Annotated in this window: 36 protein-coding genes and 1 tRNA gene; 23 read left to right on the forward strand and 14 right to left on the reverse strand. The window is 61.3% G+C overall.

Going from position 1 to position 24,112, the window contains the following annotated elements; genetic code table 11:
• The 10 genes from ACJJVH_RS11730 to ACJJVH_RS11775 are packed head-to-tail and all read right to left on the reverse strand — an operon-like array spanning nt 1 to nt 8,869.
• Entirely contained in the window at nt 1-2,118 is a 2,118-nt protein-coding gene (locus ACJJVH_RS11730) for a DNA cytosine methyltransferase (protein WP_412063997.1), read from the reverse strand.
• Nucleotides 2,118-2,390: a hypothetical protein gene (locus ACJJVH_RS11735; protein WP_412063998.1), complete on the reverse strand. Its 273-nt coding sequence runs from the start codon at nt 2,388-2,390 to the stop codon at nt 2,118-2,120. The genes ACJJVH_RS11730 and ACJJVH_RS11735 overlap by 1 nt, the downstream gene beginning before the upstream one ends.
• Entirely contained in the window at nt 2,390-2,683 is a 294-nt protein-coding gene (locus tag ACJJVH_RS11740) for a hypothetical protein (protein WP_412063999.1), read from the reverse strand. Before ACJJVH_RS11740 ends, ACJJVH_RS11735 begins: the two co-directional genes overlap by 1 nt.
• Nucleotides 2,680-2,874 (reverse strand): hypothetical protein, encoded by a 195-nt coding sequence (locus ACJJVH_RS11745; protein WP_412064000.1) that lies wholly within the window; start codon nt 2,872-2,874, stop codon nt 2,680-2,682. Before ACJJVH_RS11745 ends, ACJJVH_RS11740 begins: the two co-directional genes overlap by 4 nt.
• Entirely contained in the window at nt 2,871-3,155 is a 285-nt protein-coding gene (locus ACJJVH_RS11750; protein ID WP_412064001.1) for a hypothetical protein, read from the reverse strand. Before ACJJVH_RS11750 ends, ACJJVH_RS11745 begins: the two co-directional genes overlap by 4 nt.
• Nucleotides 3,145-3,435, reverse strand: a complete 291-nt coding sequence (locus ACJJVH_RS11755; RefSeq protein ID WP_412064002.1) for a hypothetical protein — start codon at nt 3,433-3,435, stop codon at nt 3,145-3,147. Before ACJJVH_RS11755 ends, ACJJVH_RS11750 begins: the two co-directional genes overlap by 11 nt.
• Nucleotides 3,425-6,049 carry a DNA methyltransferase gene (locus ACJJVH_RS11760; RefSeq protein ID WP_412064003.1) on the reverse strand — a complete coding sequence of 875 codons (2,625 nt, stop codon included), beginning with the start codon at nt 6,047-6,049 and terminating at the stop codon, nt 3,425-3,427. The genes ACJJVH_RS11755 and ACJJVH_RS11760 overlap by 11 nt, the downstream gene beginning before the upstream one ends.
• Nucleotides 6,046-7,236 carry an MT-A70 family methyltransferase gene (locus ACJJVH_RS11765; RefSeq protein ID WP_412064004.1) on the reverse strand — a complete coding sequence of 397 codons (1,191 nt, stop codon included), beginning with the start codon at nt 7,234-7,236 and terminating at the stop codon, nt 6,046-6,048. The genes ACJJVH_RS11760 and ACJJVH_RS11765 overlap by 4 nt, the downstream gene beginning before the upstream one ends.
• Complete coding sequence (locus ACJJVH_RS11770) at nt 7,233-8,201, reverse strand: AAA family ATPase (RefSeq protein ID WP_412064005.1); 969 nt, start codon at nt 8,199-8,201, stop codon at nt 7,233-7,235. Before ACJJVH_RS11770 ends, ACJJVH_RS11765 begins: the two co-directional genes overlap by 4 nt.
• Nucleotides 8,201-8,869: a DUF2312 domain-containing protein gene (locus ACJJVH_RS11775; protein WP_412064006.1), complete on the reverse strand. Its 669-nt coding sequence runs from the start codon at nt 8,867-8,869 to the stop codon at nt 8,201-8,203. Before ACJJVH_RS11775 ends, ACJJVH_RS11770 begins: the two co-directional genes overlap by 1 nt.
• Nucleotides 8,870-9,036: 167 nt before the next feature.
• Here ACJJVH_RS11775 and ACJJVH_RS11780 point away from each other — a divergent pair, with 167 nt between their 5' ends.
• Nucleotides 9,037-10,140 (forward strand): hypothetical protein, encoded by a 1,104-nt coding sequence (locus ACJJVH_RS11780; protein ID WP_412064007.1) that lies wholly within the window; start codon nt 9,037-9,039, stop codon nt 10,138-10,140.
• Nucleotides 10,141-10,153: 13 nt separating this feature from the next.
• On the opposite strand, the gene ACJJVH_RS11785 is transcribed toward ACJJVH_RS11780, so the two are convergent.
• Nucleotides 10,154-10,660: a hypothetical protein gene (locus ACJJVH_RS11785; RefSeq protein WP_412064008.1), complete on the reverse strand. Its 507-nt coding sequence runs from the start codon at nt 10,658-10,660 to the stop codon at nt 10,154-10,156.
• A gap of 149 nt (nt 10,661-10,809) precedes the next feature.
• Nucleotides 10,810-10,887, reverse strand: a tRNA-Met gene (locus ACJJVH_RS11790).
• Nucleotides 10,888-11,026: 139 nt separating this feature from the next.
• Between ACJJVH_RS11790 and ACJJVH_RS11795 the strand changes: the two genes are divergently transcribed.
• Entirely contained in the window at nt 11,027-11,272 is a 246-nt protein-coding gene (locus ACJJVH_RS11795; protein WP_412064009.1) for a hypothetical protein, read from the forward strand.
• A 155-nt stretch (nt 11,273-11,427) separates the two neighbouring features.
• On the opposite strand, the gene ACJJVH_RS11800 is transcribed toward ACJJVH_RS11795, so the two are convergent.
• Both ACJJVH_RS11800 and ACJJVH_RS11805 read right to left on the reverse strand, forming a co-directional pair.
• Nucleotides 11,428-11,583 (reverse strand): hypothetical protein, encoded by a 156-nt coding sequence (locus tag ACJJVH_RS11800; RefSeq protein ID WP_412064010.1) that lies wholly within the window; start codon nt 11,581-11,583, stop codon nt 11,428-11,430.
• 234 nt (nt 11,584-11,817) lie between these two features.
• Nucleotides 11,818-12,003 (reverse strand): helix-turn-helix domain-containing protein, encoded by a 186-nt coding sequence (locus ACJJVH_RS11805; protein WP_412064011.1) that lies wholly within the window; start codon nt 12,001-12,003, stop codon nt 11,818-11,820.
• Nucleotides 12,004-12,074: 71 nt separating this feature from the next.
• On the opposite strand from ACJJVH_RS11805, the gene ACJJVH_RS11810 reads away from it, so the two are divergent.
• The 21 genes from ACJJVH_RS11810 (at nt 12,075) to ACJJVH_RS11910 (ending at nt 23,735) form a co-directional block, all read left to right on the forward strand.
• Entirely contained in the window at nt 12,075-12,701 is a 627-nt protein-coding gene (locus ACJJVH_RS11810) for a LexA family protein (protein ID WP_412064012.1), read from the forward strand.
• Nucleotides 12,702-12,972: 271 nt separating this feature from the next.
• Nucleotides 12,973-13,161 (forward strand): hypothetical protein, encoded by a 189-nt coding sequence (locus ACJJVH_RS11815; RefSeq protein WP_412064013.1) that lies wholly within the window; start codon nt 12,973-12,975, stop codon nt 13,159-13,161.
• Nucleotides 13,162-13,237: 76 nt separating this feature from the next.
• Nucleotides 13,238-13,660, forward strand: a complete 423-nt coding sequence (locus ACJJVH_RS11820) for a helix-turn-helix domain-containing protein (protein WP_412064014.1) — start codon at nt 13,238-13,240, stop codon at nt 13,658-13,660.
• A gap of 62 nt (nt 13,661-13,722) precedes the next feature.
• A complete protein-coding gene (locus ACJJVH_RS11825) occupies nt 13,723-13,878 on the forward strand; it encodes a hypothetical protein (protein WP_412064015.1) in 156 nt (51 codons plus the stop codon).
• Between the two features lie 2 nt (nt 13,879-13,880).
• Nucleotides 13,881-14,156 (forward strand): hypothetical protein, encoded by a 276-nt coding sequence (locus tag ACJJVH_RS11830; RefSeq protein ID WP_412064016.1) that lies wholly within the window; start codon nt 13,881-13,883, stop codon nt 14,154-14,156.
• Nucleotides 14,156-14,512: a hypothetical protein gene (locus ACJJVH_RS11835; protein ID WP_412064017.1), complete on the forward strand. Its 357-nt coding sequence runs from the start codon at nt 14,156-14,158 to the stop codon at nt 14,510-14,512. The genes ACJJVH_RS11830 and ACJJVH_RS11835 overlap by 1 nt, the downstream gene beginning before the upstream one ends.
• On the forward strand, nt 14,502-14,654 hold the full coding sequence (locus ACJJVH_RS11840) for a hypothetical protein (RefSeq protein WP_412064018.1): 153 nt from the start codon (nt 14,502-14,504) through the stop codon (nt 14,652-14,654). The genes ACJJVH_RS11835 and ACJJVH_RS11840 overlap by 11 nt, the downstream gene beginning before the upstream one ends.
• Nucleotides 14,654-15,274 carry a hypothetical protein gene (locus ACJJVH_RS11845; RefSeq protein ID WP_412064019.1) on the forward strand — a complete coding sequence of 207 codons (621 nt, stop codon included), beginning with the start codon at nt 14,654-14,656 and terminating at the stop codon, nt 15,272-15,274. The genes ACJJVH_RS11840 and ACJJVH_RS11845 overlap by 1 nt, the downstream gene beginning before the upstream one ends.
• Nucleotides 15,267-15,575 (forward strand): hypothetical protein, encoded by a 309-nt coding sequence (locus tag ACJJVH_RS11850; protein WP_412064020.1) that lies wholly within the window; start codon nt 15,267-15,269, stop codon nt 15,573-15,575. The genes ACJJVH_RS11845 and ACJJVH_RS11850 overlap by 8 nt, the downstream gene beginning before the upstream one ends.
• A 33-nt stretch (nt 15,576-15,608) precedes the next feature.
• A complete protein-coding gene (locus tag ACJJVH_RS11855) occupies nt 15,609-16,481 on the forward strand; it encodes a hypothetical protein (RefSeq protein WP_412064021.1) in 873 nt (290 codons plus the stop codon).
• A gap of 49 nt (nt 16,482-16,530) precedes the next feature.
• Nucleotides 16,531-17,421 (forward strand): hypothetical protein, encoded by an 891-nt coding sequence (locus ACJJVH_RS11860; RefSeq protein ID WP_412064022.1) that lies wholly within the window; start codon nt 16,531-16,533, stop codon nt 17,419-17,421.
• 49 nt (nt 17,422-17,470) lie between these two features.
• The gene (locus ACJJVH_RS11865) at nt 17,471-18,397 is read left to right on the forward strand and encodes a hypothetical protein (RefSeq protein WP_412064023.1); all 927 of its coding nucleotides are present in this window, start codon (nt 17,471-17,473) and stop codon (nt 18,395-18,397) included.
• 43 nt (nt 18,398-18,440) lie between these two features.
• Nucleotides 18,441-18,821: a diversity-generating retroelement protein Avd gene (gene avd, locus ACJJVH_RS11870; RefSeq protein ID WP_412064024.1), complete on the forward strand. Its 381-nt coding sequence runs from the start codon at nt 18,441-18,443 to the stop codon at nt 18,819-18,821.
• Nucleotides 18,818-20,146: a reverse transcriptase domain-containing protein gene (locus ACJJVH_RS11875; protein ID WP_412064025.1), complete on the forward strand. Its 1,329-nt coding sequence runs from the start codon at nt 18,818-18,820 to the stop codon at nt 20,144-20,146. Before avd ends, ACJJVH_RS11875 begins: the two co-directional genes overlap by 4 nt.
• On the forward strand, nt 20,143-20,496 hold the full coding sequence (locus ACJJVH_RS11880) for a hypothetical protein (protein ID WP_412064026.1): 354 nt from the start codon (nt 20,143-20,145) through the stop codon (nt 20,494-20,496). The genes ACJJVH_RS11875 and ACJJVH_RS11880 overlap by 4 nt, the downstream gene beginning before the upstream one ends.
• On the forward strand, nt 20,493-20,741 hold the full coding sequence (locus ACJJVH_RS11885) for a hypothetical protein (protein WP_412064027.1): 249 nt from the start codon (nt 20,493-20,495) through the stop codon (nt 20,739-20,741). Before ACJJVH_RS11880 ends, ACJJVH_RS11885 begins: the two co-directional genes overlap by 4 nt.
• Complete coding sequence (locus tag ACJJVH_RS11890) at nt 20,734-21,867, forward strand: DUF5131 family protein (RefSeq protein WP_412065160.1); 1,134 nt, start codon at nt 20,734-20,736, stop codon at nt 21,865-21,867. The genes ACJJVH_RS11885 and ACJJVH_RS11890 overlap by 8 nt, the downstream gene beginning before the upstream one ends.
• Nucleotides 21,864-22,205: a hypothetical protein gene (locus ACJJVH_RS11895; protein WP_412064028.1), complete on the forward strand. Its 342-nt coding sequence runs from the start codon at nt 21,864-21,866 to the stop codon at nt 22,203-22,205. The genes ACJJVH_RS11890 and ACJJVH_RS11895 overlap by 4 nt, the downstream gene beginning before the upstream one ends.
• Nucleotides 22,199-22,408, forward strand: a complete 210-nt coding sequence (locus tag ACJJVH_RS11900) for a hypothetical protein (protein ID WP_412064029.1) — start codon at nt 22,199-22,201, stop codon at nt 22,406-22,408. Before ACJJVH_RS11895 ends, ACJJVH_RS11900 begins: the two co-directional genes overlap by 7 nt.
• Complete coding sequence (locus tag ACJJVH_RS11905; protein ID WP_412064030.1) at nt 22,405-22,644, forward strand: hypothetical protein; 240 nt, start codon at nt 22,405-22,407, stop codon at nt 22,642-22,644. Before ACJJVH_RS11900 ends, ACJJVH_RS11905 begins: the two co-directional genes overlap by 4 nt.
• Nucleotides 22,641-23,735 carry a hypothetical protein gene (locus ACJJVH_RS11910; RefSeq protein ID WP_412064031.1) on the forward strand — a complete coding sequence of 365 codons (1,095 nt, stop codon included), beginning with the start codon at nt 22,641-22,643 and terminating at the stop codon, nt 23,733-23,735. Before ACJJVH_RS11905 ends, ACJJVH_RS11910 begins: the two co-directional genes overlap by 4 nt.
• Nucleotides 23,736-24,112: the final 377 nt, after the last annotated feature.

A 24,112-nucleotide genomic window follows, 5' to 3' on the forward strand; every position in this document is an offset into this window, starting at 1 on the left:
TCATGCCGCCATCCTCTCGACGCGGCAGTGATCCGCGTTGGCGGCGGCAAGTGCCGCCGCCACGACAGGCGACACGGAGTTGCCAACGCAGCTGACCTGCACCGATTTCGGGAACGCGCGCCAGACCGCCTCACCCCCTATCTCGGGCGCGATCCAGACGCCATCTATGACATACCGCGGTGGAAAGCCCTGCGCGTTGTACAGCTCGCGCGGCGTCAGCATGCGCATGCCGATATCGACGATGACGAAGGTCTCGCCATCGATGACGACGGTCACGAACTCGCGTTCATCCCAGAAGCCGTGCGACCGGAGGAAATCGGCCACCTGCTGCGCCTGCGCAACCTGCGCTTCGGTAAATGGCGGCGCGCTGATCGACGCCTCGACGTGGCCGTGGCGATCTTTGGTGGTGATCGTACGGCAGGGACGATCTTCCTCGCCGCCGTCGCCAGTCCCGTAGTAAGCCTGGAGATACGGTGCAACGAGCAGCGACTTGCCGCCGCCATCCGCCGTCGTCGTCGCCAGCGGCTTTTCCGCTTCGTGCCCGGTCGATGCTCCGAACTGACGTGAGATGAACGCGGTCACCACGCCTTGTTGCGCACCGGTCGAGGTTACCGTCGACAGCGGCGCGTCTGCTGAACGCCCCGGATTTCCCAAACCACTGTGGCCGTCGATATTGTGCTGTGCAAGGAAAGCCGTCGCAACACAGACATCAGCCTTCGCCGTGATCGTGGCTGTCGGCTCGTCCCCACCCCGCGGACGGCTTTGTCCGGCCCTGCCGCCGCAGCCGACCAACGTCGGCGCTACAACGGTCAATCCTGCGCCGCCAGCGGTGATCGTATGTGTCGGCTCGTCAGCTCCGTTGAACGGCTTGCCGGAATTGCGCATCGTCATCAAATGCGGCGCGACGATGCCAAGCGGTGCAGCCCCGCCAGGACGCTTGATGTAGCCGTTCGCCGTGATCGTCGATAACGGCTCCCGCACATCCTGACCCGTCGCGCCGGTATTGAAGCGGATGACTGAGGGAGAGATGACCGCGTGGCGATTCTCGCATGTGACCGTCGCCAAGGGATCATTGATCTCTCTGGTTCGCTCGCTGCGATTGCCGGTATGGCTGTAATACGAGGCCAGGTGTGGCGACACGACCGCCTTCTCCCCACGATGTGCCCCGGTGATCGTATTGAACGGCTGCGCAAGATCCTCGCAGCGGCCGCCATGCGTCAGATTGACGATAAACGGGCGTTCCGCATCGAGCACATAACGCTTCATCCCGCGCGCCACGCGGGCCATGGTATTGTCCGCGAGCGGGCGAACCGCCTTGAGGCCATGCTTTGCCATGATCTCGTCGCTGGTGTCGAAGATCGACGGGCAAGGCAGCGACCAGTCGATGATTTCCGCCGCGGTGCGCCATGGCAGCTTGCGTCCGGCGATCACGTCGCGATCGTCAGGCGCACCATGTGTCGGCTTCGGCCAGACGACCGGCTTGCCGTCGAAGCGGATGATGACGAACAGACGCTTGCGGATTGTCGGAGCGCCGTAATCGCAGGCGCGCAGCTCGCGATATGCGATGCGGCCGCCGAGCTTGCGGATCTCCCGGCACCACTTGCGGAAAGTTTCGCCCTTCCGCTCGGGATCAGGCATCAGGCCGCGATCCGTCTGTACCAGCGGCCCGTAATCCTTGAACTCCTCGACGTTCTCCATGATGATCACGTCGACTTGGCCACCGCTCTTCTGGATGCGCTCGACCCACGCCGGGATGATCCAGCAGAGATCGCGGATATTGCGCTCGACAGGTTTGCCGCCCTTGGCTTTCGAGAAGTGCTTGCAATCGGGGCTGAACCACGCCAGCCCGATATGCCGGCCGCTGAGATAGTCGAGCGGATCGACCTTGTAGACATTTTCCGACAGGTGCAGGGTGTCGGGATGATTGGCGGCGTGCAGCGCCAGTGCATCGGCATTATGGTTGATCGCGATATCGGGAGAACGGCCCAACGCCATCTCGATCCCGGTCGACGCGCCGCCACCGCCGGCGAAGCTGTCGATGATCATGGGCGGAAGATGACCATATCGGGTCCGAAGGTCAGCGGTGCTGGCGTCTCCGAAGAGCGTTTCGATATACATCAGGACCGCCTCCAGACGCCGCCATAATCGACCACCAGATCGCGCACGTTCTCTTCGCTGCCAATAAAGACCGGCGGCTGCGTGGAGCCGGAAAGGATGGAGACGAAAACGCGGCCGGTGCGCATGATCTCGGCAAGCTCTTCGGGCGAGAACTCCCAGCAGGACACCGAGCAGCGGCCGTTCGTGTAGGTGAAGAGGTCGGCAACGTTCTCGGACCCTTGCGGCGGCCCGAGAACCATGTTCGCGCCATGGAAGTGAACCGGCTGAGCCATCAAAGCCCTCCCTCTTGTCTTGCGGAAATCTTGAGATCGGTCTCGGCGATATGGACCGCCGTTCGAATGGTGATCGCGATCGAGCCGTCGGCCATGCGCGTGCGCATCTGCTCGGCGAGCTTGGCCTCGACATAGGCGATGGCGGCATGGTGACGTCGCTCGTGAAGGATGCGGCGCAGCGCCATGTGCTCGCGATGGAAGACGTAAGGCGGCGCCCGCAGCAACCAGTCCACGCGCTCGGCATTCGTGGTGCAGTCGGCCAGCTCTTCGAGGATCGGCAGCAGATCCGTCATCGCAACAACGCCGCCCACATGAGCCAGACGGCCGCCGAGGCGAGCGCGGCGCCGAATAGAAGCATGCCGTTGCGAAAGGCGGAAAGCGCGCCATCCGCCGGCGTGGCGTTGGCGAAGGCCAGCGCGAACACCAGCGCCGTCAGGATGAGCGGCAGCCAGCCCATTTCGGTTTCCAGCGATGCCGCGCTCACGATCGCACCCCCGTTCCGCCGGATGTTTCACGGGTATCGATTGCTGTAACAGCCTGATTTCGCTCGGGCAGCACGAGGTAGTTCATCGGGTCGAGACCGGCGAAGCGGCATAGCAGCAGCACACTCGCCACGCTCAGGTCGTGCTGATGGATCGCCCGCGAGAGCATCGCGGTATTCAGGCCATCATGCCGGATCATCGCGGCGCGATAGGAAAGCCCCTCACGCCCCAGCCATTGGCTGATGTCGCGCCCGAAGGAAGCGCGGTCGAAGTCAGCCCGCATCGCGCATCTCCTGTCCGCCGTCGTCGGTCAGAAGGATTCTGAATTCAGCCGGATCGACCCAGAGCGCCGCCCAGATCTTCGCCCGCACACGCCCCTTGGTCAGCGAACCCTGCCAGGCATCCCAGAATTCCTGACGCGTCACATCGCACCGTTGCCGCAGCTCGGCGCGCGCCGCCTTCTCCGCCGAACGGCTCGGCGAAGGAAAGGACAGACGCACCATCATGTCGACACGGAGCCGAAGGAAGCGTTTGAGCATGTCGGGTGAAAAGTCAGGCTGCATCGTCGGCAGCCTCCAATCCCATGGCCGCAAACATGTCGGGCACGGCGATCTTCGCCTCGGCGGCGCGGCAATAATGCAGTCCGTCCGGGAAATATGTTCCCGACAACTCCGAGGCCTGACCGCGCCGGCCTTTCAGGATGGCGCGATACGGTACAGTCATCAGGCCGCCGAAGGGATCGTAGATGATGTCGCCCGAATTCGAGTAACGGTCGATCAGCCGGTCGACGATATCGAACTGAAGCGGGCAGACATGCTTTTCCAGATTGCGCTGCGACTGCTCTCCATTGAGCGTTCGCATGCGGACGACATCATGCCAGACGGCCGGATCGGCGGATGGCGGGTCGAGAAGCATGAACGTCTTCGGCAGAGCCGATCGCACCGCCAGCTCTTCGCCGAGCTCGACATGACGATCGAAATTGTAAACCGCCCTGAACGCTTCATCGAACAGCTTGCCGATGACGTTGGAGCCGAGGTGCTTGATCTCGTCGGGAGAGAGCAGTCGGTTTCCGGAGGATATCCAGAAGGCGTGCGCGTCGAGCTGCCACCGGGCCAGCGTGTAGCCGGAACCGGGGACATGCGGTCGACGGTCACCGTCCTTCCATTGCGCCGTGCCGCCGTCCTCGGTCACGACGAGCGGCTTCGGCTGCACGACCGGCACATCCGCGTAACCCTTGGACCGGTCGCTCTGCGGCTTGCGGAACAGCAGCACATATTCCGGGCAGCCCACGCCCATCTTCGTGCTGTCCTTCATCATCTCGGAATAGCCGAGGCGATAGGTCTGGTTGTTCTCGCGCACGACATCGGTGACGACCGTGATCATCCCGAAATACTGGAAGCCATGCTTGCGATAGTGGAAGATCGCTTCGGCATGGAAGGGCGAGATCGTCGGAACGCCCTCGCCGGTCACGTTGCCGAACAGCACGCGATCCTTGACGTGGATGCAGGCAAGCCGGCCGGGCTGGAGAATGCGCAGCAGCTCCGGCGTCAGATAGTCCATTTGACCCCAGAAGTGATCGTTGTCGTCGGTATGGCCGAAGTCGTTGTAGCTCTCGGTATATTCGTAATGGTTCGAAAACGGGATCGAGGTGATGATCTCGCCCACCGAGTTGCTCTCGGTTCTGCGCGCCTCGTCGACGCAATCATTGTGGGCGATCTTGAAGAAGCTCCCCTCCTCCACCCGGCGCGGCACGCCGATGGAGCGGGTCAGCATCTGATCGACGGGAAGGCTGTCGAGGCCATAGCGGCGAATGATCTCCGCCATGCGCTCCATCAGGCGATCGTGCTCGGCCCATTTGGTTTCGAGCGAACGCCTGACCTCGCGCTCCGCCTCCGAATAGATGATATCGATCCGGCATGCCCTGCTCTGCCCGAAGCGCACGATGCGATGGACGGCCTGGATAAAGTCATGGAACTTGAAGCCGATCCCAACGAAGATTTCCCAGGCGCAATGTTTTTGGAAATTGCAGCCGGCCCCGCTCATCTCCGGCTTGGTGGCCAGATCCCGGAAGGCGCCGTTCTTGAACCCGATGGCGTTCTGCTCATTGAGGTTGATATCCTGGCTGCCATAGATCGACCGCACGCCGGGCACCGCCGCCTCTATGGCGCGGCGCTCATCCTCGAGGTCGTGCCAGAGAATGCGATGTGCCTCCGGATCCTCGGCGATCAGCTCGACCATCCTGGCGATGCGCGCAGGCAGGCTGTCGCGCTTGGCCGCACTCGCCTGCGTGACGCCGAGGGCGGCATTGCGGATAAGCAGGCCCTGATTGTCGCGGTCGAAGCCGGCCGTCGAGTGATCGATGGGAACCTCGTGCCAATGCACGGTGACTTTGGGAAGCCGGTACCCTTCATCGGAAAAGCCGAGATCGGACGGGTTTTGCAGGAAGACCGCCCAGCTGTGCACCCAGAGCCAGAACTCCTCTTCCTTGTGCGGAAACAGGGTGAGGTCGCCGGCGCTTTCGGAATTGCGCTGAAAGAAGCGGGTCAGAGCCTGGCCCGTGTCCATCACGCCAAGGAAGCCGGCATAGTGGATCAGTTCCTTCGTCCGGTTCGGAGAAGGCGTGGCGGTCGCCACGAACTTGAACCGCACGCCGGCGAAGAGCGGCAGGAAGGTCTGAAACGTCTTCGTGCCGTAGCCGCGCAGCACGGCCGCCTCGTCGAGCGACACCGCAATGAAACCGGATGCGTCGATCTTCGATTCTCGGGCGCTTTCGTAGTTCGTCAGATAGATCAGCGGGCCTTGCGCATCATCCTGCTCGGCCGCTTCGTCGATGCCGGCCATCGACTGGATGAACTTCAGCCGCACGGCATGATCGCCGACGAAACGTTCGCGCACCTCATCGAAGAACTCCTGGCGGACGCCGAGCGGCAGGACGATCAGGCAACGCCCTTTCGTCTCGTTCGCGATCAGGCGCATCAGCTCGATCTGCATCGACGTCTTGTGCAGGCCGAAGTTGGCGAAGATCGCCCTGCGGCCACCCTTCAGCGCCCAGCGGACGATGACCTTGCAATGCGGCGCGAGCGCCGGATTGATCCGATCGGGCTCGATGGTGATCCCGCTGGCTTCGGCAACCTGCATCTTGCCGCGGAGAAAGCTGTCATAATCCTGAATCGTCATGCCGCCTCACCTTCCGGCCGTCCGGCCTGATTGCCCCAGAATTCCCATTGACCGGCCAGACGCACATCACCGTCCGCAAGGCTTTCCTTGCGCTGGAACATCTCCAGTTTCGGCATGTCGGGATAAAGCCGATCGATCTGCTCGGCGAAAAACGCGGGCTTGCGGGAATGGCGCCCGACCGGATGATCCGTGCACTTAATCGGCTGCGTACCCGGCAATGGCGCCGGGAAATCACCACGCGTGCCGATCAGCAGCAGCTCGCAATTGTCGAAGCTCCAATAGCCGGTGCCCGCCTGCTCGCCGGGATAGAGCTTCTTCCATGCCCAGAAGGACTTGTAGACGAAGCCCCACGACCCCATGATCCTGAGGCCATTGGCAAGATCGGTTACCCAGAGGAACAGGGCGGAGACCGACGCGGCGGGGCAACCCAGCGCGAGGATATCGTCGAGCGACATCGTCGGGTAATGATTGTCGGCGCTCTTCTCGCCCCCGGTCACGGCGGAATAGGTCTCGAAGCGATGCGGCGGATCGGCGTAGATGACCGGAAACGCCTTGCCGCTGTTTCCACCGGCCGCCCGCCACCAGGGCGACGCGTCCTGCCGGGCCGCAATCTGGGTGGCCAGATCGGAGCGCACCGCATGCCGCGCCTTCTGTTCTTCCGCGCGGATCTGCTTGCTGACCTTCTTCAGCTCGGGAATATTGGCCCTATCCGGCACGAACATCGTCCGGATCGGCTTGCGACGCTCGCGACCGTCCGCTCCGACCGTCTTGTCCAACTGCGGAATTTCCGCAGTTGCCTCAAGCTTTCCGCGCACGGATAAAACCGTCTTGTCGTCAACGCCGAGGCGCGCAGCGATGGCGCGCGACGATAGCGACGGCGTCTCGCGCAGCTGCGTCTCGATCAGATCCCGCTTCTGCGCGCTGGAGAGATGACGGCGGGCAAGATTGAGGGATCGCGCATGCGACCGCTTTTCTTCCTCCGAAAGCCCCTTGCGCACGAAGCGCGGCCAATCGACAAGGCCGAGGCTTTCGCAGATGGCGACGCGGTTATGACCGTCGAGGATATTGCCATTCTCGTCGTATTCGACGGGCACGAGGACGCCATTCTTGACGATATCGGCTTCGAGCGCCGCATAATCGTCGGCCGAGAGCGGCGGCATGACCTGATAGGGGGCGCTTTCGCTCATGCCTCGCCTCCCGGCCGCTTGAACGGAACGACCGCTTCGCCATGCGCAGCGACGGCCGGCTCTGGCGGATAATCTTTCAGGCTCTTGTGCAGCGGCCAAGGAAATCGATTGGCCGCGAGGTCCTTCGCGCCGAGGCTCCACAGGCGCGGCTTGCCGGCGTCCGGATGCGGCTGCACCGAAGACAGGACACGGCCGATCACCGCAACCCGGTTCATCTCCCATCCGGCCTTCGGCCCGACGACGATCTGCCGCTTGATGTGTTCCGCAAACTGCCGCATCAGGGCGGGCGTCGCGCCTTCCATCGACACGGACAGCGCCGTCAGCGCCGGTTCCGGCAGCACGAAGGGCGCGAAATACCGCGCCAGGATATGGCGGCGTTCGGCTTCGCCCGGCAGATCGATGACGATCTGGATCTCGAAACGGCGCCAGACGGCCTCGTCGATCCGGTCGGCGAAATTCGTCGCCGCCACCATGAAACCCTTGTAGCGGTCGAGATGCGCGAGCAACGTATTGATCGTCAGGTTATGATCCTGCTCTGCCGTCTGGTTATGGCCGCTGTTCATGCGCCTGGCGGCGAAGCTGTCGAACTCGTCGAAGAACAGGAAGACCGGCTCCGGTCGGCGCCTGAGCACGTCGAACAGCTTGCCGATCAGGCCGGCGCTGTCGCCGAGATATTTCGATTGCAGCCGCTCCGGGCGGATCACCAGCATGGGAAGCCCGAGCCGACCCGCCAGATGATGCGCCAGCGTCGTCTTGCCGGTCCCGGGAACGCCGGAAAACAGCGCGCGTTTGCGCGGCTGCAGCTTCACCGCCTCCAGCTCGTCCTTCGCCCAGATTTCGTTCAGCCATTCGAGAAGCGCTTCCCGCACGGGCCGCGAAAGAATCGGCTCGGATGCTTCCGAAGGCTCCAGCACGTCGCCGAACTGCTGCAGGCTGTCGATCTGTGTGGGGAACAATTCCTGCATCAGGTATCAGGCCCCATGCCGTCGGAGCCCGAAGCGTCGCGCCAGCCCGCATCGAACTGCGGCCGGCGCTTGTCATCCCAGGCAAATGGATTGGAGGTGATCGGCTCGTTGGCGTGATAGGCCGCCTGCCCCAGCTCGAAGGCGCCGCCCTCATCCACGTCGGGCACCTCGCGCCGTGACGCCGGCGATGGCTTGGGACTGCTGGCAGGCGCCGCCGTCTCTTGAATATCCTCGGCATGCGCCACGCCCTTGGCGTCGCGCCAGAGCCGCACCGGTTGCTTGCCGACCTTGACGATAATCTCGCCTTCCATCGGCACGAGCTGTTTGAAGGCGTCGATCACCTGCTCGCGCGCCGCCAGGTCGACGTTCATCATGCCGACGGCGCGGAACAGCGGCGCCTCAGTCGTCATGCCGAGCGCATTGAGATACATATCGAGTTCGGCCTCGACCTCCTCGATATCGGCAGGCTTGGCGGCACGGCGCTTGATGACGAGACGGACGATCTTCGGCGTAAAACCCGCCGCGCTCATCTCGGCATAGACGGCCTTCTCATCTTCGCCGATCTGCTTTTTCTCCTCGCCCAGCCGTTCCAGCCGCTCGATGTACGATTGCAGCATCTTGCCGGAAACCGTGTTGCGCCCGGTCACGCGCCCTTCATCGTTGGTCATGGTTATGCCTCCCGAGCAATTTTTGAGGAAATGTTGGCAGGCGGCCGTCTTCGTCCCGCCATGGCCCCGTAGCGTCGTATGTCACGCTTTAGTGTTTCTTTGCTTTTAGCTTTGCTCGCCTCGTGATAGGGCTTCGCTACTATTTGGCGAACTGGCGAGAAGCATGAATGGCGGACGAACACGAAGAAAAGGCGGTGTCTGACTACGCAACTTTGAGCGACAAAGATTGGTTCACGTTGGCGCTCGTCACGTTTCTGCTGTCCGCCATTATTATCGCAGGAGCCGCAATTTGGGTTTTCGCTCCCGACGAGCAAAAGTCTCTTTGGAGAGCCTTTAGCGGTGGAAGCTCGATGGTGCAGAGAGCGCAAGCTTTTGCCCCATTCGGTGTCGCACTTGGGGCTGTCGTCACATTTTGCACGATTGCCTGGCGCGGCGTGCTGAATACACGTCAATTGGAGTATCAGGCCGAGCAAATAAAACATCAGGCTCAGCAGCTCGCGCTCGCCCAAAAGCAGAACGACGCGAAAGATGAGGAAAATCTCGCAAAACTTCTGATGGAAGGCACCAAGCTGCTTGGAGCGGAACAGGCTTCTCACATCTTGGCCGGAATTGCTGCACTGCAATCTGTTGTGGTGTCCGCAAAGTTGCCGTTTGCTCCTGTCGGGATGGACATCCTGGCAGACCAAGCCCAGGCCGCGGGAAAGGAAGATTCCACAAGAAATATTCTTGAGGCGGCGGCGAATGCGCTCAATGAAGGCGCACGCGCAGGTCAAAAATCGCGCAGAAAGATTTCTTTTAATTTTTTCAACAACGCAGAAGACCGCGCACTTGCAATTAACGGCATGGTAGAGGTCAAGTATTACAATGCAGAAGTTTCTGGGGCTGAGTTCAGCCAGTTTGACGATTTGAAAAGTTACATCTTTCGCAAATGCGTTTTCAACAATTGCACCATTAAAAAGGGGGTTCAGGCACGCGATTGTACCTTCAAGAATTCGCGTATTCGCCATCTTACGGATAGAATGATGCTCGATAATACCTTCGAGAAATGTGACTTCACTGGCGTCACATTCCGCCGCATCATGGTTGCCCGAGCCCGAAAAGCCGAACTGGAGGAACGTCTGGAGGCTTTGCGCGATAAGGGCAATTTCATGGAGGTCGACTATACCGACACTTCTTGGCTCGATCCCTCTCCGATTACTTGGGGAAATTATTTGGAGTTGCGAGACGTGACAGAATCCGAAGAGGATGAATTCGACATAACTACGCAATGAACGCTGCATAGTCTTATTCCTCCCCGACCACACGCAACGGCGCTACGGTAGCGCCGCCCGCAGCGATGATTGCGGAATGGGCATTGATCAGGTCGTCGGCCTTCTCCTTGATCCGCTCTAGGTCGTTGATCGCCTGCTTCGATTCATTGCGCGTCAACTTGAAATCGGCGAATGCGACGGCAGCATTACTTTGATAGTCCGCCGTCCGCCGGGTCAGTTCCGCATTCTCGCGCATTAGGCACTGCGCATCGATGGCGCGCTCGCGGGGGTCAGACAGCTTGCAGCCGTGGATCTCCGCCTGGGCGCGCGTCACCGCATAATCACCGCATTCCGCTTCCAGCCGCATGAATGCGGTGAGCGGCAACAGCTCCGTATCGGTGTCGTTGTGGCAGCGGCCGATCTGGCTTTTCGAGAGCGACGTAATACGCGCGCTCTCTTCGATACCGCCGTTCTTCTTGATCAGCAGGCGATTAGCCGCCTTGAGCCGATGGAACCATGCATCTGTCAACGTGTCCTGCATGCCGCTCTCCAGACAAAAAAGAATTTCCCACGCCGGGAAATCAGCGAGGTTTTTCCCGTAGTGGGAAAGGATCGAACATGTGAGTGTGCAGCCGTCAGCAGATCACGGGGGACCGCATGCGCGAGGCATCCATTTCAACAACGGCAAACTGGTTGCAGGCGCTGGATTCGAACCAGCGATCTTGTGGGTATGAACCACATGGGATGACCAGGCTTCCCTACCCTGCGAAAAATGGGCCTGCGAAAAACGAACCCGCGAATAACGGGGATGAGCGCCAGCAGCGCGACGCCGGCGGGGCCGCGCTGCTGGACTATCGTCATGGATCCTGCTCCGATGGCAGTGCGAACAAACACAGGAGATATGATCATGACGAAAGTGCCCAATGCCAACGAGAGTGCGGACTCCGATCCTCTCGCTCCGATGAAAAGTACGTTTGCCCTCGCCTTCGCCTATCTGACGTCCGGAAAAACGCCGACTGTCGACGGGCTGGAGGAATGGTATCGCCGGGCTCACGACCTGATGGCCGACCCCGAAGATCGCGCGTTGCAGATCAAATGGGATCAGGAACTCATCGACCTTATTCGACACGTTCAGTCGAATTTGTCGGACTGACATCCCGCGATGAGGCATGCCGAGCAGAGTATGCGGCGGCGAGAGAAGCAAATCCCCCTTTCCGTTCGATTTCGCAGAGGCGCGCAAGGATATATGGCGCGAGATCGGCGGCAAGCCGGGCCAACGCCCTGTCATATAATGTTCGCAGCATAGCTTCATCCAACCGAATTGATCGAAAAGAAAACATCCAGCCCATGAAACGATCTCACGGGCATGAACCGCATGGGATGACCAGGCTTCCTCACCCAGAAAATAGAAATGAGCGCCAGCAGCGCGACGCCGGCGGGGCCGCGCTGCTGGGCCGTCGTCATGGATCCCGCTCCGAGGAACGTGCAACCAATCACTGGAGAGATGGCCATGACGAATATGAAGGACGAGAAGAGAAAGCGCGCCGGACGTCGAAGGTCCGCCAGTCCGGCGCGAATTGGCGCAGTCAGTTGACGACCTGCGCGAGGGAAAACGGTCGTGCCGGGCCGTAGCAAAACCCGGCACGACGATCAGGCATCCCGAGGTGAAGGACAGGACGCCGATGGGAGGAAGGCGGTTCATTCGGCAGCCTCCTCAATAATTGAGAGGCGATCCAGAAGCTTTTGCGCCGGGCCACTCGGCTTAGCTTTGCCGCTCTCCCATTTCGAAATGGTTCCCTGATCTACACCAACAAAATCGCCAAGCGTTCGCTGGCTCCAGCCGCGCTTCTCACGAATCCGAACAATGTCCTCTGGTGTTGTCATGGCGCGACTATGCGTTACGCATATTTCCGTGTCAATGCCTAACGCATATTGTTCTATGCGAAATGTAGAACATGAACGACACGAAGAAAATTGGCGAACGCCTCAAGGAAGCGCGGAGACATGCAGGTTTTGCCACTGCGGTAGAGGCGGCAGAATCGCTTGGTATCCGTTACCCAACATATGCCGCCCATGAGAACGGCAGCCGTGGCGTGGTACGAGCAGCGCAACAATATGCTCGCAGATACCGGGTTTCACTCGATTGGTTACTTCGAGGCGTGGGGGCAGGTCCAGGCGAAACCGATGAGGTACTTTCCGATCGAGCCATCGACGTCCCGCTACTTACAACTATCAGCGCTGGCGAGCTGCAACGTGATGACATCGCCGATGAAGCAAAAGGTATTGTCACCGTGGGTCAGTTGCCAGAAGGCGACTGGATCGCTCTTGAGGTTGTCGGCGATTCAATGGACCGGATATCGCCACCCAACTCCATAATTATCGTCAACCGAGCGGACAAACGCCTAGTGCCTAATGCGTGCTATGTCATTGCGGACGAAGATGGTCAGGCAACATATAAGCGCTATAGGCCTAGCCCTGATAGATTCGAGCCCGTCTCGACGAATAGTGCGCACGAACCCATATTCCCTGACAATACACCCCCTGTTGTCGGCAGAGTGAAGATGTCCATATTGAAGATGTAACGTCGCCTGCTGTCCAAAAGCCCGCCTAATGCGGGCTTTTTTTATGCCGAATCAACAGTCTGGCATCGACAGCAAGACGAGAACTTTTCCTGAACATAACTATGCATTTTGCAGATTATGCATTTCGCATAATTTCCACTTGACGACGAATTATGCGTAATGCATATTCTCTTCGTCCGGCCCACCCCTCCCAGACCGGATCGCGAAAAGCAGCCGCTGCGGCTTCCTCCCCGTAGCGGCTGCCGGAACCCCAAAGGCGAAAGGAACGGCCATGAAAACGAAAACCGCATCCACCGAAGACAAGCGCGACATCAAGCTTGCGATCGACAAGATCGTCGAGCTCGGCTCGATGAGCGACGAACAGATCCTCGATCTCGGCATTTCGCCGGAAAGCCTCGCCCGCAACCGCCACGCCATCGCGGCCGGCGTGCGCGCCAGCGGCATGCAATTCGCCGCCTGACCGGTCTGCTTTGATCTCCGCCCGGACCACGGGCGGCTTCCAAAGCAGAAGTTCAACGTCAGCACAGGGGAATACCATGACGAAGCGTCTCACCGAGACGACGGCGCAGATGGATTGCGCCATTGGGTCCAGAATTCGAAGCATCCGGTTGCTGCGCGGCATGAGCCAGATGGCGCTGGCAGAGCGGCTGGGCATCACCTTCCAGCAGGTGCAGAAATACGAGAAGGGCACGAACCGCGTCGCCGCCTCGACACTGGTCATCATCAGCGGCGCGCTGCAGGTGAGCCCGATGGAACTGCTCGGCCTTGAAGCCGATGCGGGTGAGAATACTGCCTTCGCGGAGCTGACGCACCGATACCGGGATCTCGAATTGCGTGTCGCCCGCGCCAGACGTGCGCTTGGCAGCGACGACATCGCGCCGGAGACATCCGTCACCATAGGCGTCGAGATCGACAAGGCCGGGCGCATGCAGCCGCTCGTCGGTTCACCGCCGAACTGAGCGCCCACTCTCCCGCCTCCATCCACGACACGACGATAGAGATCACCGCCATGATGCATCGCATGTCCAGCCCGTATCGGCACGGGAACCATTTCACGCCGTTCCTGCCAACCGCCAGGATGCGGGAAGCCACAGCAGACCAGCTGCGCCGGGTCGAGCTCGCCCTTCTCGCCATCATCGCCGTTTCACTCGGCGCGGCCATCGCGGGGATGATCTGACCATGGCCGCCCTTCTTGTTGTCCAGACCGTCATTTTCATCGCGAGCGCCGCGCTCTTCTACGGGATACTCGTTGGCTACCAGCGTCAGGAGGCGCGTCAGCTGCGCCTCTTTACCGCAACGCTGGAATACGCCCGCCAGCTCGGCATTTACGAATGCCGGGAATTCCTGCTGGTAGCGCAGACCGGAGACCAGGCCGAACTCGATCGCCGCTGGCCGACGTGGGTCGACTTCCGCGACGCCGCCCTGCGGGGCGACTATGCATGGGGGATTGCCTGATGGGCGACATCCTCACCTTCCCCCGCTCACCTGCCGCCGCGCACCTCGCCCTTGTTTCCGACGGCAACAAGGAGCCTGACGCCGACGGTCAGAGAAAGAATTGGCTCGCACACCAGCTCTCGGAGGCAATGGCATCGCTCTCGATCGCCGGCGCCGACATTTCCGAAGCCCAGAAGCTCTTCCATCAGCAGGGCACCGACCCGAGGTCGGGCGTCGCCGTCGACACGATCGAAAGCATCGTGCTGGCGCTCATCCCGACCATTCATCTCGCCGGCATGTCGAACCGGGATCGCGCGCTCTATGCCGCGCTTCTCCATTGGCTACAGGACCATCAGGGAGGCGACCATGCCAGCTGACACCCAGCCGCTTTTCCGCGTCCATTTCGAAGACGGCGAGAAGATCGACGTCACGGCGAATGACGCCGCAGCCGCCAACAAGGCCGCGCTCGCGCGGCACGACGGCATCATCCGCAAAACCAAGATCGTGAGGGAAAAGTGATGCTCGACGCTCTCACCGACCGCCTGTGGCAGGAACTTTGCGATACCTACGATCGCTCAATCTTGCCCGTCGAAAGTCGGGATATGTGCCTGATCACCAAGGGAGAGCTTGGTCGCTTTCTCGCCGATGCCGCCTTCGAATGGAAGCAGAGCCGCACCCACGGCATCGCGATCGAAGAATCGCGCGAGCTCGACAGCCGCGATGTCATGGGTTTCTTCGCTCGAGGCCATCATCCGGTCCATCACTTCGCCGAGGCATGCAACGCCTACACCGGGGCAGATCCCTATTACGACCGCCGTCACGTCCGGCCGGACGATTGCCGACACGAATGGTGGCGCACGGTTCCCGTGGGCGGAGAGCCCGGCGTCACGTCCTACCATCAGGCGGAACCACACTCGCGCGGCGCGTTCGCCGTCACGGTGACGACAGTCGTCGAAGATCGTGAACGCCGGCTGCAACAAAGAGCGATCGACGAGCATCACAAAGGCCGCGCGGCCGGCTTCGCGGACGGGCTGAATTGGGCGCTGCGAAAGCTTGACCAGTTGCAACATCAGGATGCGGCCGAGGCGCTGCTGCGGTTCTACCGGGAAGAGAACAAGAAGGAGCGCACCAGTGCCTGATATCACCCTCTGGCTCCCCGAAAATGACCTCATCCGCCGCCAGGTCCTCAACAAGCTCACCGAAGAAACCGGAGAGCTGCTGCAGATCGTCGGCCGCTGCCTCGCGCAGGGCGTCGACAAGGCCGACCCACGCACTGGCAAGCCGAACATCGAGGCGCTGGCAGATGAGATCGCCGACGTGACGGCCGCCGTCGCCTGGCTCGGCGAGGTCATCACGCTTCCGCCCGGCCGCGGTGCCCGCACCGCCCGAAAACTCCATGGCTTTCGCGAGTGGCAGCAGTTGCTCGACGCGGCCGAGTGAACCCATCCAACCCGTAGACCGAAGGAACAGGTCATGACCTCAACAACAGGCATCAGCATCAAACGGCCGGATCTCGCGTCCGCCATTCTCGTCGCCACCACGGGCGACGCGATCGCGATCCGCGCCGGCACGACGATCAAGGTCGGCGAACAGTCACACGTCTTTGAGACCGAGACGCCGGTCGGTATCAGCCAACAGATCGTCGGGGCCGACTATGCCGTCCTGATCGATATGGGCAGCAAACCGTATGCTACGCCGGTCGCAGCAAATCCGCTGACATCGCCCTTCGTGGCGGGCTTCCACTTCGCCCCGGGCGCATGTGTGGCGGACCGCAACGGCGGAGACGCGACGCCGGCGATCAATCCCTATTCGCTCTGGGATCTGGACTTTCGCCCGAGCTGCCCGGACCCGCGCGGCATGGCGCTCGTCGAGGCCAAGGACGGTCATCGCTTCTGGGTCGATATTTATCTGACCGGCGTCGGTCACAAAGACGATGGCACCAGCCGATATGGCGTCGAGATTGCCGACGGCTGGTCGCTTCCCCGTCTCGATTACCAGACCGCCTCCGATATCGTGTCAATCCATGGCAAGCGCCTGCTCACTTATGACGAATTCCGATCCGCCGCCTTTGGCGTAACGGAACGCTCGTCCGCCGATGGTGATCCGAAGAAAACAGGTCTGGACGCGGCGCGCACCAGCCGGTTCGGATTGATGCAGGCAACCGGCAATCTCTGGATCTGGGGCACCGATGGAGACGACGAGGATCCGCGCCCTTCCATCTTCGGCGGCTCGTGGCTCAACGGCTCGTACGCTGGTTCCCGCTGCGCGGGCTTGGACTGCTGGGCCGGGCCCTCGTCCGGCGATATCGGTCTCCGCGCGGCCAGCGACCACATGGCCCCTGTCTAGTTTGCGCGGAAGCGCAAACACCCTCCCCATACAACCAAGGAACAAAATCATGACGGCAACAGCCGCAGCCAACAACATCATTCGCATTGAAGCCCTGAATTACGAGAAGCCCATCCTGTTTGCCGCCGATCGCAACAATGCCAGCATCCGCGCCGGCACGATCGTCGAGATCGGTGACGCAGTCTATCGTTTCGCCGAGGACACGCCCGTGACAATGGGCGACATCGAGCCAGGCAAGGATTATGCGGTCAGGATTGATGCGAACGGTCAGCCCATCGCCGAAGATGTCGGCGCACAAAATCCCCTGACGATCGAAGGCTATTTCGCAGGGTTTCATTTTGCGCCCGGCGGTCACGCAGAAGGGATCGCAGGCGGCGATACGACGCCTGCGATAAACCCGTATTCTTTCTGGAACGTCGGCTTTCAGGCGACCTGCCCCGATCCGCGCGGCATGGCGCTCATCGAACTTGTGGGCGGAAAACCCTTCTGGATCGATATCTACCTGACCGGCAGCAATCACAAAGAGGAGGGCACGAGCCGCTGCGGCGTCGAGATCGCCCACGGCTCTTCACTGCCTCGGCTTGACTACAAGGTGGCTACCGAGATTTGCGCCAGCCATGGCAAGCGCCTCCCGACCTATGACGAGTTTCGCACGGCTGCCTTCGGCGTTACTGAACGCTCATCGGCAAGCAAACATCCGAAGAAAACAGGTCTGGACGCTTCGCGCACCAGCCAGTTCGGATTGATGCAGGCGACCGGCAACCTCTGGATCTGGGGCACGGACGGCCATCCAAATGATCCACGCCCTTCCATCTTCGGCGGCTCGTGGGTCAGCGGCTCGAGCGCTGGTTCCCGCTACGCGAGCTTGGGCTGCTGGGCCGGGGACTCGAGCGACAGATTCGGTCTCCGCGCGGCCAGCGACCACATGGCCCCTGCCTAGTTTGCGCGGAAGCGCAAACACCCCTCTCCCTCAACCAAGGATCAAGATCATGACGGCAGCAGCCGCACTCAACAGCAGCATTCGCATTGAAGCCCTGAACGTCGACAAGCCCATCCTGATCGTAGCCGATCGCGACAGCGTCAGCATCCGTGCCGGCACGATCGTCGAGATCGGAGACGCCACCCATCGCTTTGCCGAGGATACGCCGGTTCTGCTAGGGACGCTGGAAGCCGGCACGGACTATGCCGTGATGATCGACGCCGATGGACAGCCGTTCGCCGAAAATGTCAGCCAGCAAAACCCGCTGGCATCGGGATATCTCGCAGGGTTTCATTTTGCACCCGGCGGCCATGCACAAGGAATTGCAGGCGGCGACACGACACCCGCCATCAACCCTTACTCCCTCTGGAATATCGGCTTTCGGCCAGCCTGCACCGATCCGCGCGGCATGGCGATGGTAGAGTTCGCTCACGGCCGCTTCTGGGGCGATATCTATCTGCTTGGCACCGACCATCAGCAACAGGGCACCAGCCGTTACGGAGCCACCATTGCCGATGGCCGCGATCTGCCCATGCGGCCGGATGGCAGCGGCAGGTACAAGAAGCTCGATTATGCCGTTGCTGTCGAAATAGCCGCGCACCACGGCAAGCGTCTGCTCGGTGCGGAAGAATTCTTCGCCGCGAGCTACGGCGTCAAGGAGCGGTGCTCGCGCAGCACGGAGCCGGCCAGGACCGGCATGCTCGACGACGAGGCACAACGCTTCATTAGCAAGCGCGGGCTCTTCGACGCGACCGGGACGATGTGGCAGTGGGGCACGGATGGCCATCCCGACGACCCGCGCCCTTCCCTCTTCGGCGGCTCGTGGATCGTCGGCTCGGACGCTGGTTCCCGCTACGCGTGCTTGGACTGCTGGGCCGAGTACTCGATCGACTCTATCGGTCTCCGCGCGGCCAGCGACCACATGCGCCCTGCCTAGTTCGCGCGAAAGCGCGAACGTCCACCACACTTGACGATTGCCAATGATGACACGCGACGAACACGTAAACGCCAAGGATCTGGCGATCGTCGAAAAATACGAGGCCGCTGTGAGCTATCTCTATCCGATCATCCAGAATTGCCCGCGACGCCACGGCGTCCTGCGCGACCGGCTGATCGGGCTGATCTTCGATCAGGTCGGCCTCCTTTATGATGCGGCGAAGTCGAAGCAGGCTTCGCGGCTCTATGCAGCGGACTCCAATCTGGCGACGCTGCGCTTCTGGTTGCGCTTCGCGGCAGATCCGAAACTGAAACTGATCTCGCACAGGCAGCATGCGGTGGCGCTGCGCCACCTCGCTGAAACCGGCGCGATGCTCGGGCAGTGGATCAAGACCGCGAAGGGCAATGGGAGGTCGGGGCAATGACGTTGCGGCGCCCTTCCATCTTCGGCGGCTCGTGGATCAACGGCTCGAACGCTGGTTCCCGCTACGCGAACTTGGACTACTGGGCCGAGAACTCGAACGACAATATCGGTCTCCGCGCGGCCAGCGACGACCCGCTTTCGACTCGGCGCCGGTCACGGCCACGCCGGTCCTCTTCCACAGACGCGGTCATCGTCAGGATGGCCGTAGGGTGGTCGGCCCGACTTTCCAGCTTCGGCGAACACATTGCAAGGTCCGGTACAGCGGGGAGTAGCGGCGCTACGGCTGTCGAAACCCGCGACCGGCATCAAGAGGACGATGCCATGGCCAGGAAATACCGCAACCTGATCGGCCCGATTACCGACGACGCGAACATGCGGCGGGCCTTCCGCCTCACCTCGCTCGGCAAGCGGCTGACGCCGGGCTTTCTGGAATACAAGGAATTCTCGATCATCAACCTTCAGGATCTGGCGCGCGCCATGCGCGACGGGACCTACGTACCCGGCATGCCTTACGAGTTCCGGATCTTCGATCCGAAGGAACGTCTCATCTCGGCATTGCCGTTCGAAGATCGCATTGCCCAGCATGCGCTCTGCGCCGTCATCGGCCCAATCTTCGAAGCTACATTGCTGCCGCGCGCCTTCGCCTGCCGCCCCGGCAAGGGCACCCATGCCGCGGCGATCGCGGTCCAGGCAGACATGCGCCGGCTGTCTCGCGACAGCGGTCCGCTCTACGCCCTGAAGACGGACTTCTCGCGCTACTTCGCCAGTATCGAGCATGCCGCCCTCTGGCGGCTCATCGAGGCAAAGATATCATGCAGGGCGACGCTGCGCCTGATCGAAACCATGCTGCCACGGACCGGCATTGGCCTGCCGATCGGCAATCTCATCTCGCAGATCTTCGCCAACATCTACGCCGGCGTCGTCGACCGGCACCTGCAGCAGGATCTCGGCGAGCGCTACTGGTATCGCTACATGGACGATATCGTCGTGCTCGGCCATTCCACTGATCATCTGCGCCGTGTCCGCGCCTCAATCGAAAACCTGTCGCGCGAACGGCTCGGGCTGCGCTTCTCCAAATGGAGCATCCAGCCGGTCAGCCGCGGCGTCAATTTCGTCGGCTATCGCATCTGGCCCACCCACAAGCTGCTGCGCCGCGACAGCGTGATCCGCGCCCGGCGCAAGATCGCTGCCTATCGCGCCGCCGGCGAGCATGAGCGCCTCGAGCGCTTTCTCGCCGCCTGGACCGGGCATGCCCAATGGGCCGACAGCCGCAACTTGATGAAGAGCCTTGGTTTGGACCAAAGACACGCGAAAGGCATCCAATGAGCAGGAACAACCCGACACCCGCTTCTCAGCATGCTGGCCCGATCAGCAAATCCACGGCGATGGATCTCGCGCTCGCCTACCGCGACATGGAAATGGCAGAAACGCTGTTGGCGCAAATACTGGAAACGATGGATCGCAAACAGGTGCCCGATATCCGCGACGCTTTTGGGCGCCAGGTCGGCGGCCTGCAGCTCGGCGTTCCAAACGGAGCATCAGGCCATAGGTTGTTCGATGTCCCATGGCCGCTCGCCCGTCCGATCCTTGAAGCCTACATCGCGTCGAAGCGGGCAGCGATTGCCGCTCTCTCCGAGAAGGCGCGCGCTGAGATCGGTTTGGAGACTATCCAATGACGGATACCCGCCAGTCACCCAGCGAGCAATTCGTCAGCGAGCTCGCCGCCCTCGACGTCAAGCTGCCCGTCAACGTGACCGACGATGTCGGCGTGATCGCCGACGCCGACGGCCAGGCCATCATCACCGTCGACGTTAATGGCGAAATGGCCGACGCCCGGGTTGAACGGATCGCATTGTGGGTCGTGCTCGCCATCAACACCTGCGGCGGCTTCAAAGCCGAGCGTGGTGAGCGCCATGGCTGATCAGACCAAAATCGAGTGGACCGACGCCACCTGGAACATCGTCACCGGTTGCCAGATCGTCTCTCCCGGCTGCACGAACTGCTACGCCATGCGCCTCGCCGGCACGCGCCTGCGCAATCTCCCAAGCCGCGCCGGCCTGACGAAGGATAGCAAGGCCGGTCCGGTCTGGACCGGCGATGTCCGCTTCAACCGCGAATGGCTCGACCAGCCGCTGCGCTGGAAACGTCCGCGCATGATCTTCGTAGCCGCCCATGGCGATCTCTTTGCCGATGGCGTGACCGATGAGCAGCTCGATCAGATCTTCGCCGTGATCGCGCTCAGCCCGCAACATACCTTTCAGGTGCTGACAAAGCGACCGGAGCACATGCGCGATTATCTGCTGGAGATGCAGCGCTGTTTCAATGAAGACGAACGAGAGTACTCCAGGCGATGGGGCGCTGCAGCGACGGAAGTCACGGGTTCACCATGCGCTGCTGGCGCAATAGAGGACATCGAATTCCCGCTTCCCAATGTCTGGCTTGGAGTTTCCGTCGAGGATCAACGCCGCGCTGATGAGCGGATTCCCTGTTTGCTGGGCACGCCCGCCGCGATCCGCTGGATCAGCGCAGAGCCTCTTCTCGGCCTTACTGATATCAATCCATATCTATTCATATACACCCACGAAGATGACCGAATCCTAGGCTTGGCGGATTCGCAAGGTTTAGACGTTCCGATCCTGCCATGGCATGACCCGGCGACAACGCCAGAAGCAGACATCGCCACACCTCGCCTAGACTGGGTTGTTGTAGGCGGAGAAAGCGGACCCGGCGCTCGCCCGATGCATCCGGATTGGGCGCGACTGATCAGGGATCAGTGCTCGGACGCGGACGTGCCGTTCCTGTTCAAGCAGTGGGGCAACTGGCAGATCGCCAGCGAAGGCAACGGCCATCTCGATCACAACATGGCGCGCAACGACGCCTACTGGATCGACATCGAGGGCAAGCGCCACAAGCCCAGCTCCATCGACCTCACGAGGCCCTACGCCATGCACCGCGTCGCCAAGGCCGTCGCCGGCCGGCTGCTCGATGGCGTCGAGCACAACGGTTTTCCGCCTCTTCCAAAGCATTTCCAAGGAGCATGTCAATGACCAGAAAGCTTCCGGACATCCGCGTCCTGAAACAGCATATCGACGCCGGCATGGGCCGTATCGAGATCGCCACCATGTACGGCTGCCATCCGGATACGCTCCGTTATGTCATGCGCAAGGCTGGCCTGTTCATCGCCATGCGCAGCACGCCCGAGGCAGGACCGCGGCCGGCCTATCGCCCTCCCCATCTCCGGCGCCAGGTCGAGGTCAAGCCCGACCGCATCATCTTCACCAAGGAGGTGGCGGCCGGCATGCATGGTGGCACGATGTTCCAGCGGATCTCCGTGCCGCGCATCACCTCGCACGTTGCCGCCCTTCAGGACGCCGGCCGATGCTGACCGTCGACAAGGCCAGCGGCCGCGCGACGCTCCGCTGCGAGAGCTGCCCCGCCGCCTTCACCCGCATCATCGAGCCCTTCGATGTGCAAACCACCGTCACGAGCGCCAGGAACGATCGCTGGAGCGTCCAGCGCCATGCCGGCACCTGGCAGCATTATTGCCCGGCCTGCGCCCAAACCAGAATGAGAGGAAAGCTGCTGTGAGCGAAAATCTCAAAGACACGCACCGCGCCTTCCGCGCCGCTAAGGAAATCATCGACGGCCGCGATCCCGTCGCGCACCAGTCTGCGATCTTGGTCACCGCGGAACATGCGATAGCCAGCCTCCTGCTCCTTTGCATGGGAAATCCACGCAAGGCAGCGGCAATGCTCAATGAGGGGCTCGTGCCCGGCATCGAGGAGAGGTTGTCCCTTTACGCTTCGAAAGGAACACGCTCATGAGCACGCCGGCAGAGCCAAGACTTTACGGCCCCTACGGCTATCTGAACGGTTGCCGAGCGCTGACCGAAGATACATGGGTACTTCAGGATGACCCTATCGAGAACAACGATGAGTATTTCTCGATCCCGCTCTTTGCCAAGGTCGACATCGCGTATCCGGTTTCCATCGCTGCACCCGCGCCGCAGCCTGTGAGCGTTAAGGTGCTGGAGTGGGACCCGTATCGTGCCGAAACTCCATTTGGCTGGTATGAGATCAACGATCAACGCGATGTCCCGGATAGCGAACTTAAAGGACGCCCTCGGTTTCTGCTTTGCGGAAGCCGCATGGACTATTCCCGGCATGAAACATTAGCGGCCGCGCGAGCCGCCGCCCAAGCCGATTACGCCGAACGCATCCGCTCCGCTCTCCATTCTACATCGGGAAATGACCCCATACAGGGGCTTGTTGACGCATGCCATGCGATGGCGGGCGACTATCAAACAAGTGACACCCACCATCCAGAGCATGTCCTTGTTCCGATTGGCGCATTTGAGGCTATGCGCTCCGCTCTCTCCTCTCCGGTAGAGGGAGGGACGGATAAGGGTGAGCCGATAGCTTGCCCATGCACGACGTTCGAGCAGGGCGAAGACTGCCCAGTTGGGTATCCGTCATTGCTCTGCAGCGCATGTGAAGTCAAAGGTATCGCCACGATGGAAACAGTCGCGGCCTTGGCCGCCGAGATGCTGAAGGTCGCCGAGCAGGTAGATGAGCTGGAAGATCCGTTTGCGGCTTGGGAGAGCATCCAACTCCTCAAAAGCACCCAACGCGCATTTGACCAGCGCACGGACAAGCTTCTTGAGCTTGTGGAAGAGAACGGTCTCCTAAAGGGCCAAGCCGCCGCGAATGAGCAGGCTCTTGCTTCCTATGCCCGTGAGATAGAGTCGCTGCGGGTGGAGAACGAGACATTACGCAAGATTATTTCTGACTGTGCCGCCTCGCTGCCAAACGGAGCCTTCATCGGCACGGCCTGCTCATTGGAATTTATGCAGGAGCTTCCGAAGGAGATCTCGCTCGTTTGCGCCGCCCTCCAGCAGCAAGGGGAAGGCAAGTGAGCACCTGGGGAACCGTTTACAGTCGCTACGTCGCCAAGGGGCATGATCATGGATCAGCCGCCTATGCCGCTGACCAGTGGGAAAAGCGTCAATCCCGCGATCGCTGGCATCATTGCTCATCCACACATTGCGAGCGCTCCGAGGAGTGCCGCGCGCCGCACGACTGCAACGCATCGTTGAAGAGAATTCGCGCCGCCCTCCCACAAGAGGAGGCGTCGGATGAACGATAGGTCAGCACGCGAAATAGTCCGTAACCCGGTTCTATCGCTTCCATCGGCGAAGCGTCTCCAAGAGCTTCCTCCAGAAACACGGCAAGTCGTCGCTTCGCTCTTCAAGGAACTGTCGGCAGATGCCCGCGACCGCGCCCAGACGAGCTG

This window comes from Rhizobium sp. SYY.PMSO (assembly GCF_046840415.1).
Classification (GTDB): domain Bacteria; phylum Pseudomonadota; class Alphaproteobacteria; order Rhizobiales; family Rhizobiaceae; genus Rhizobium.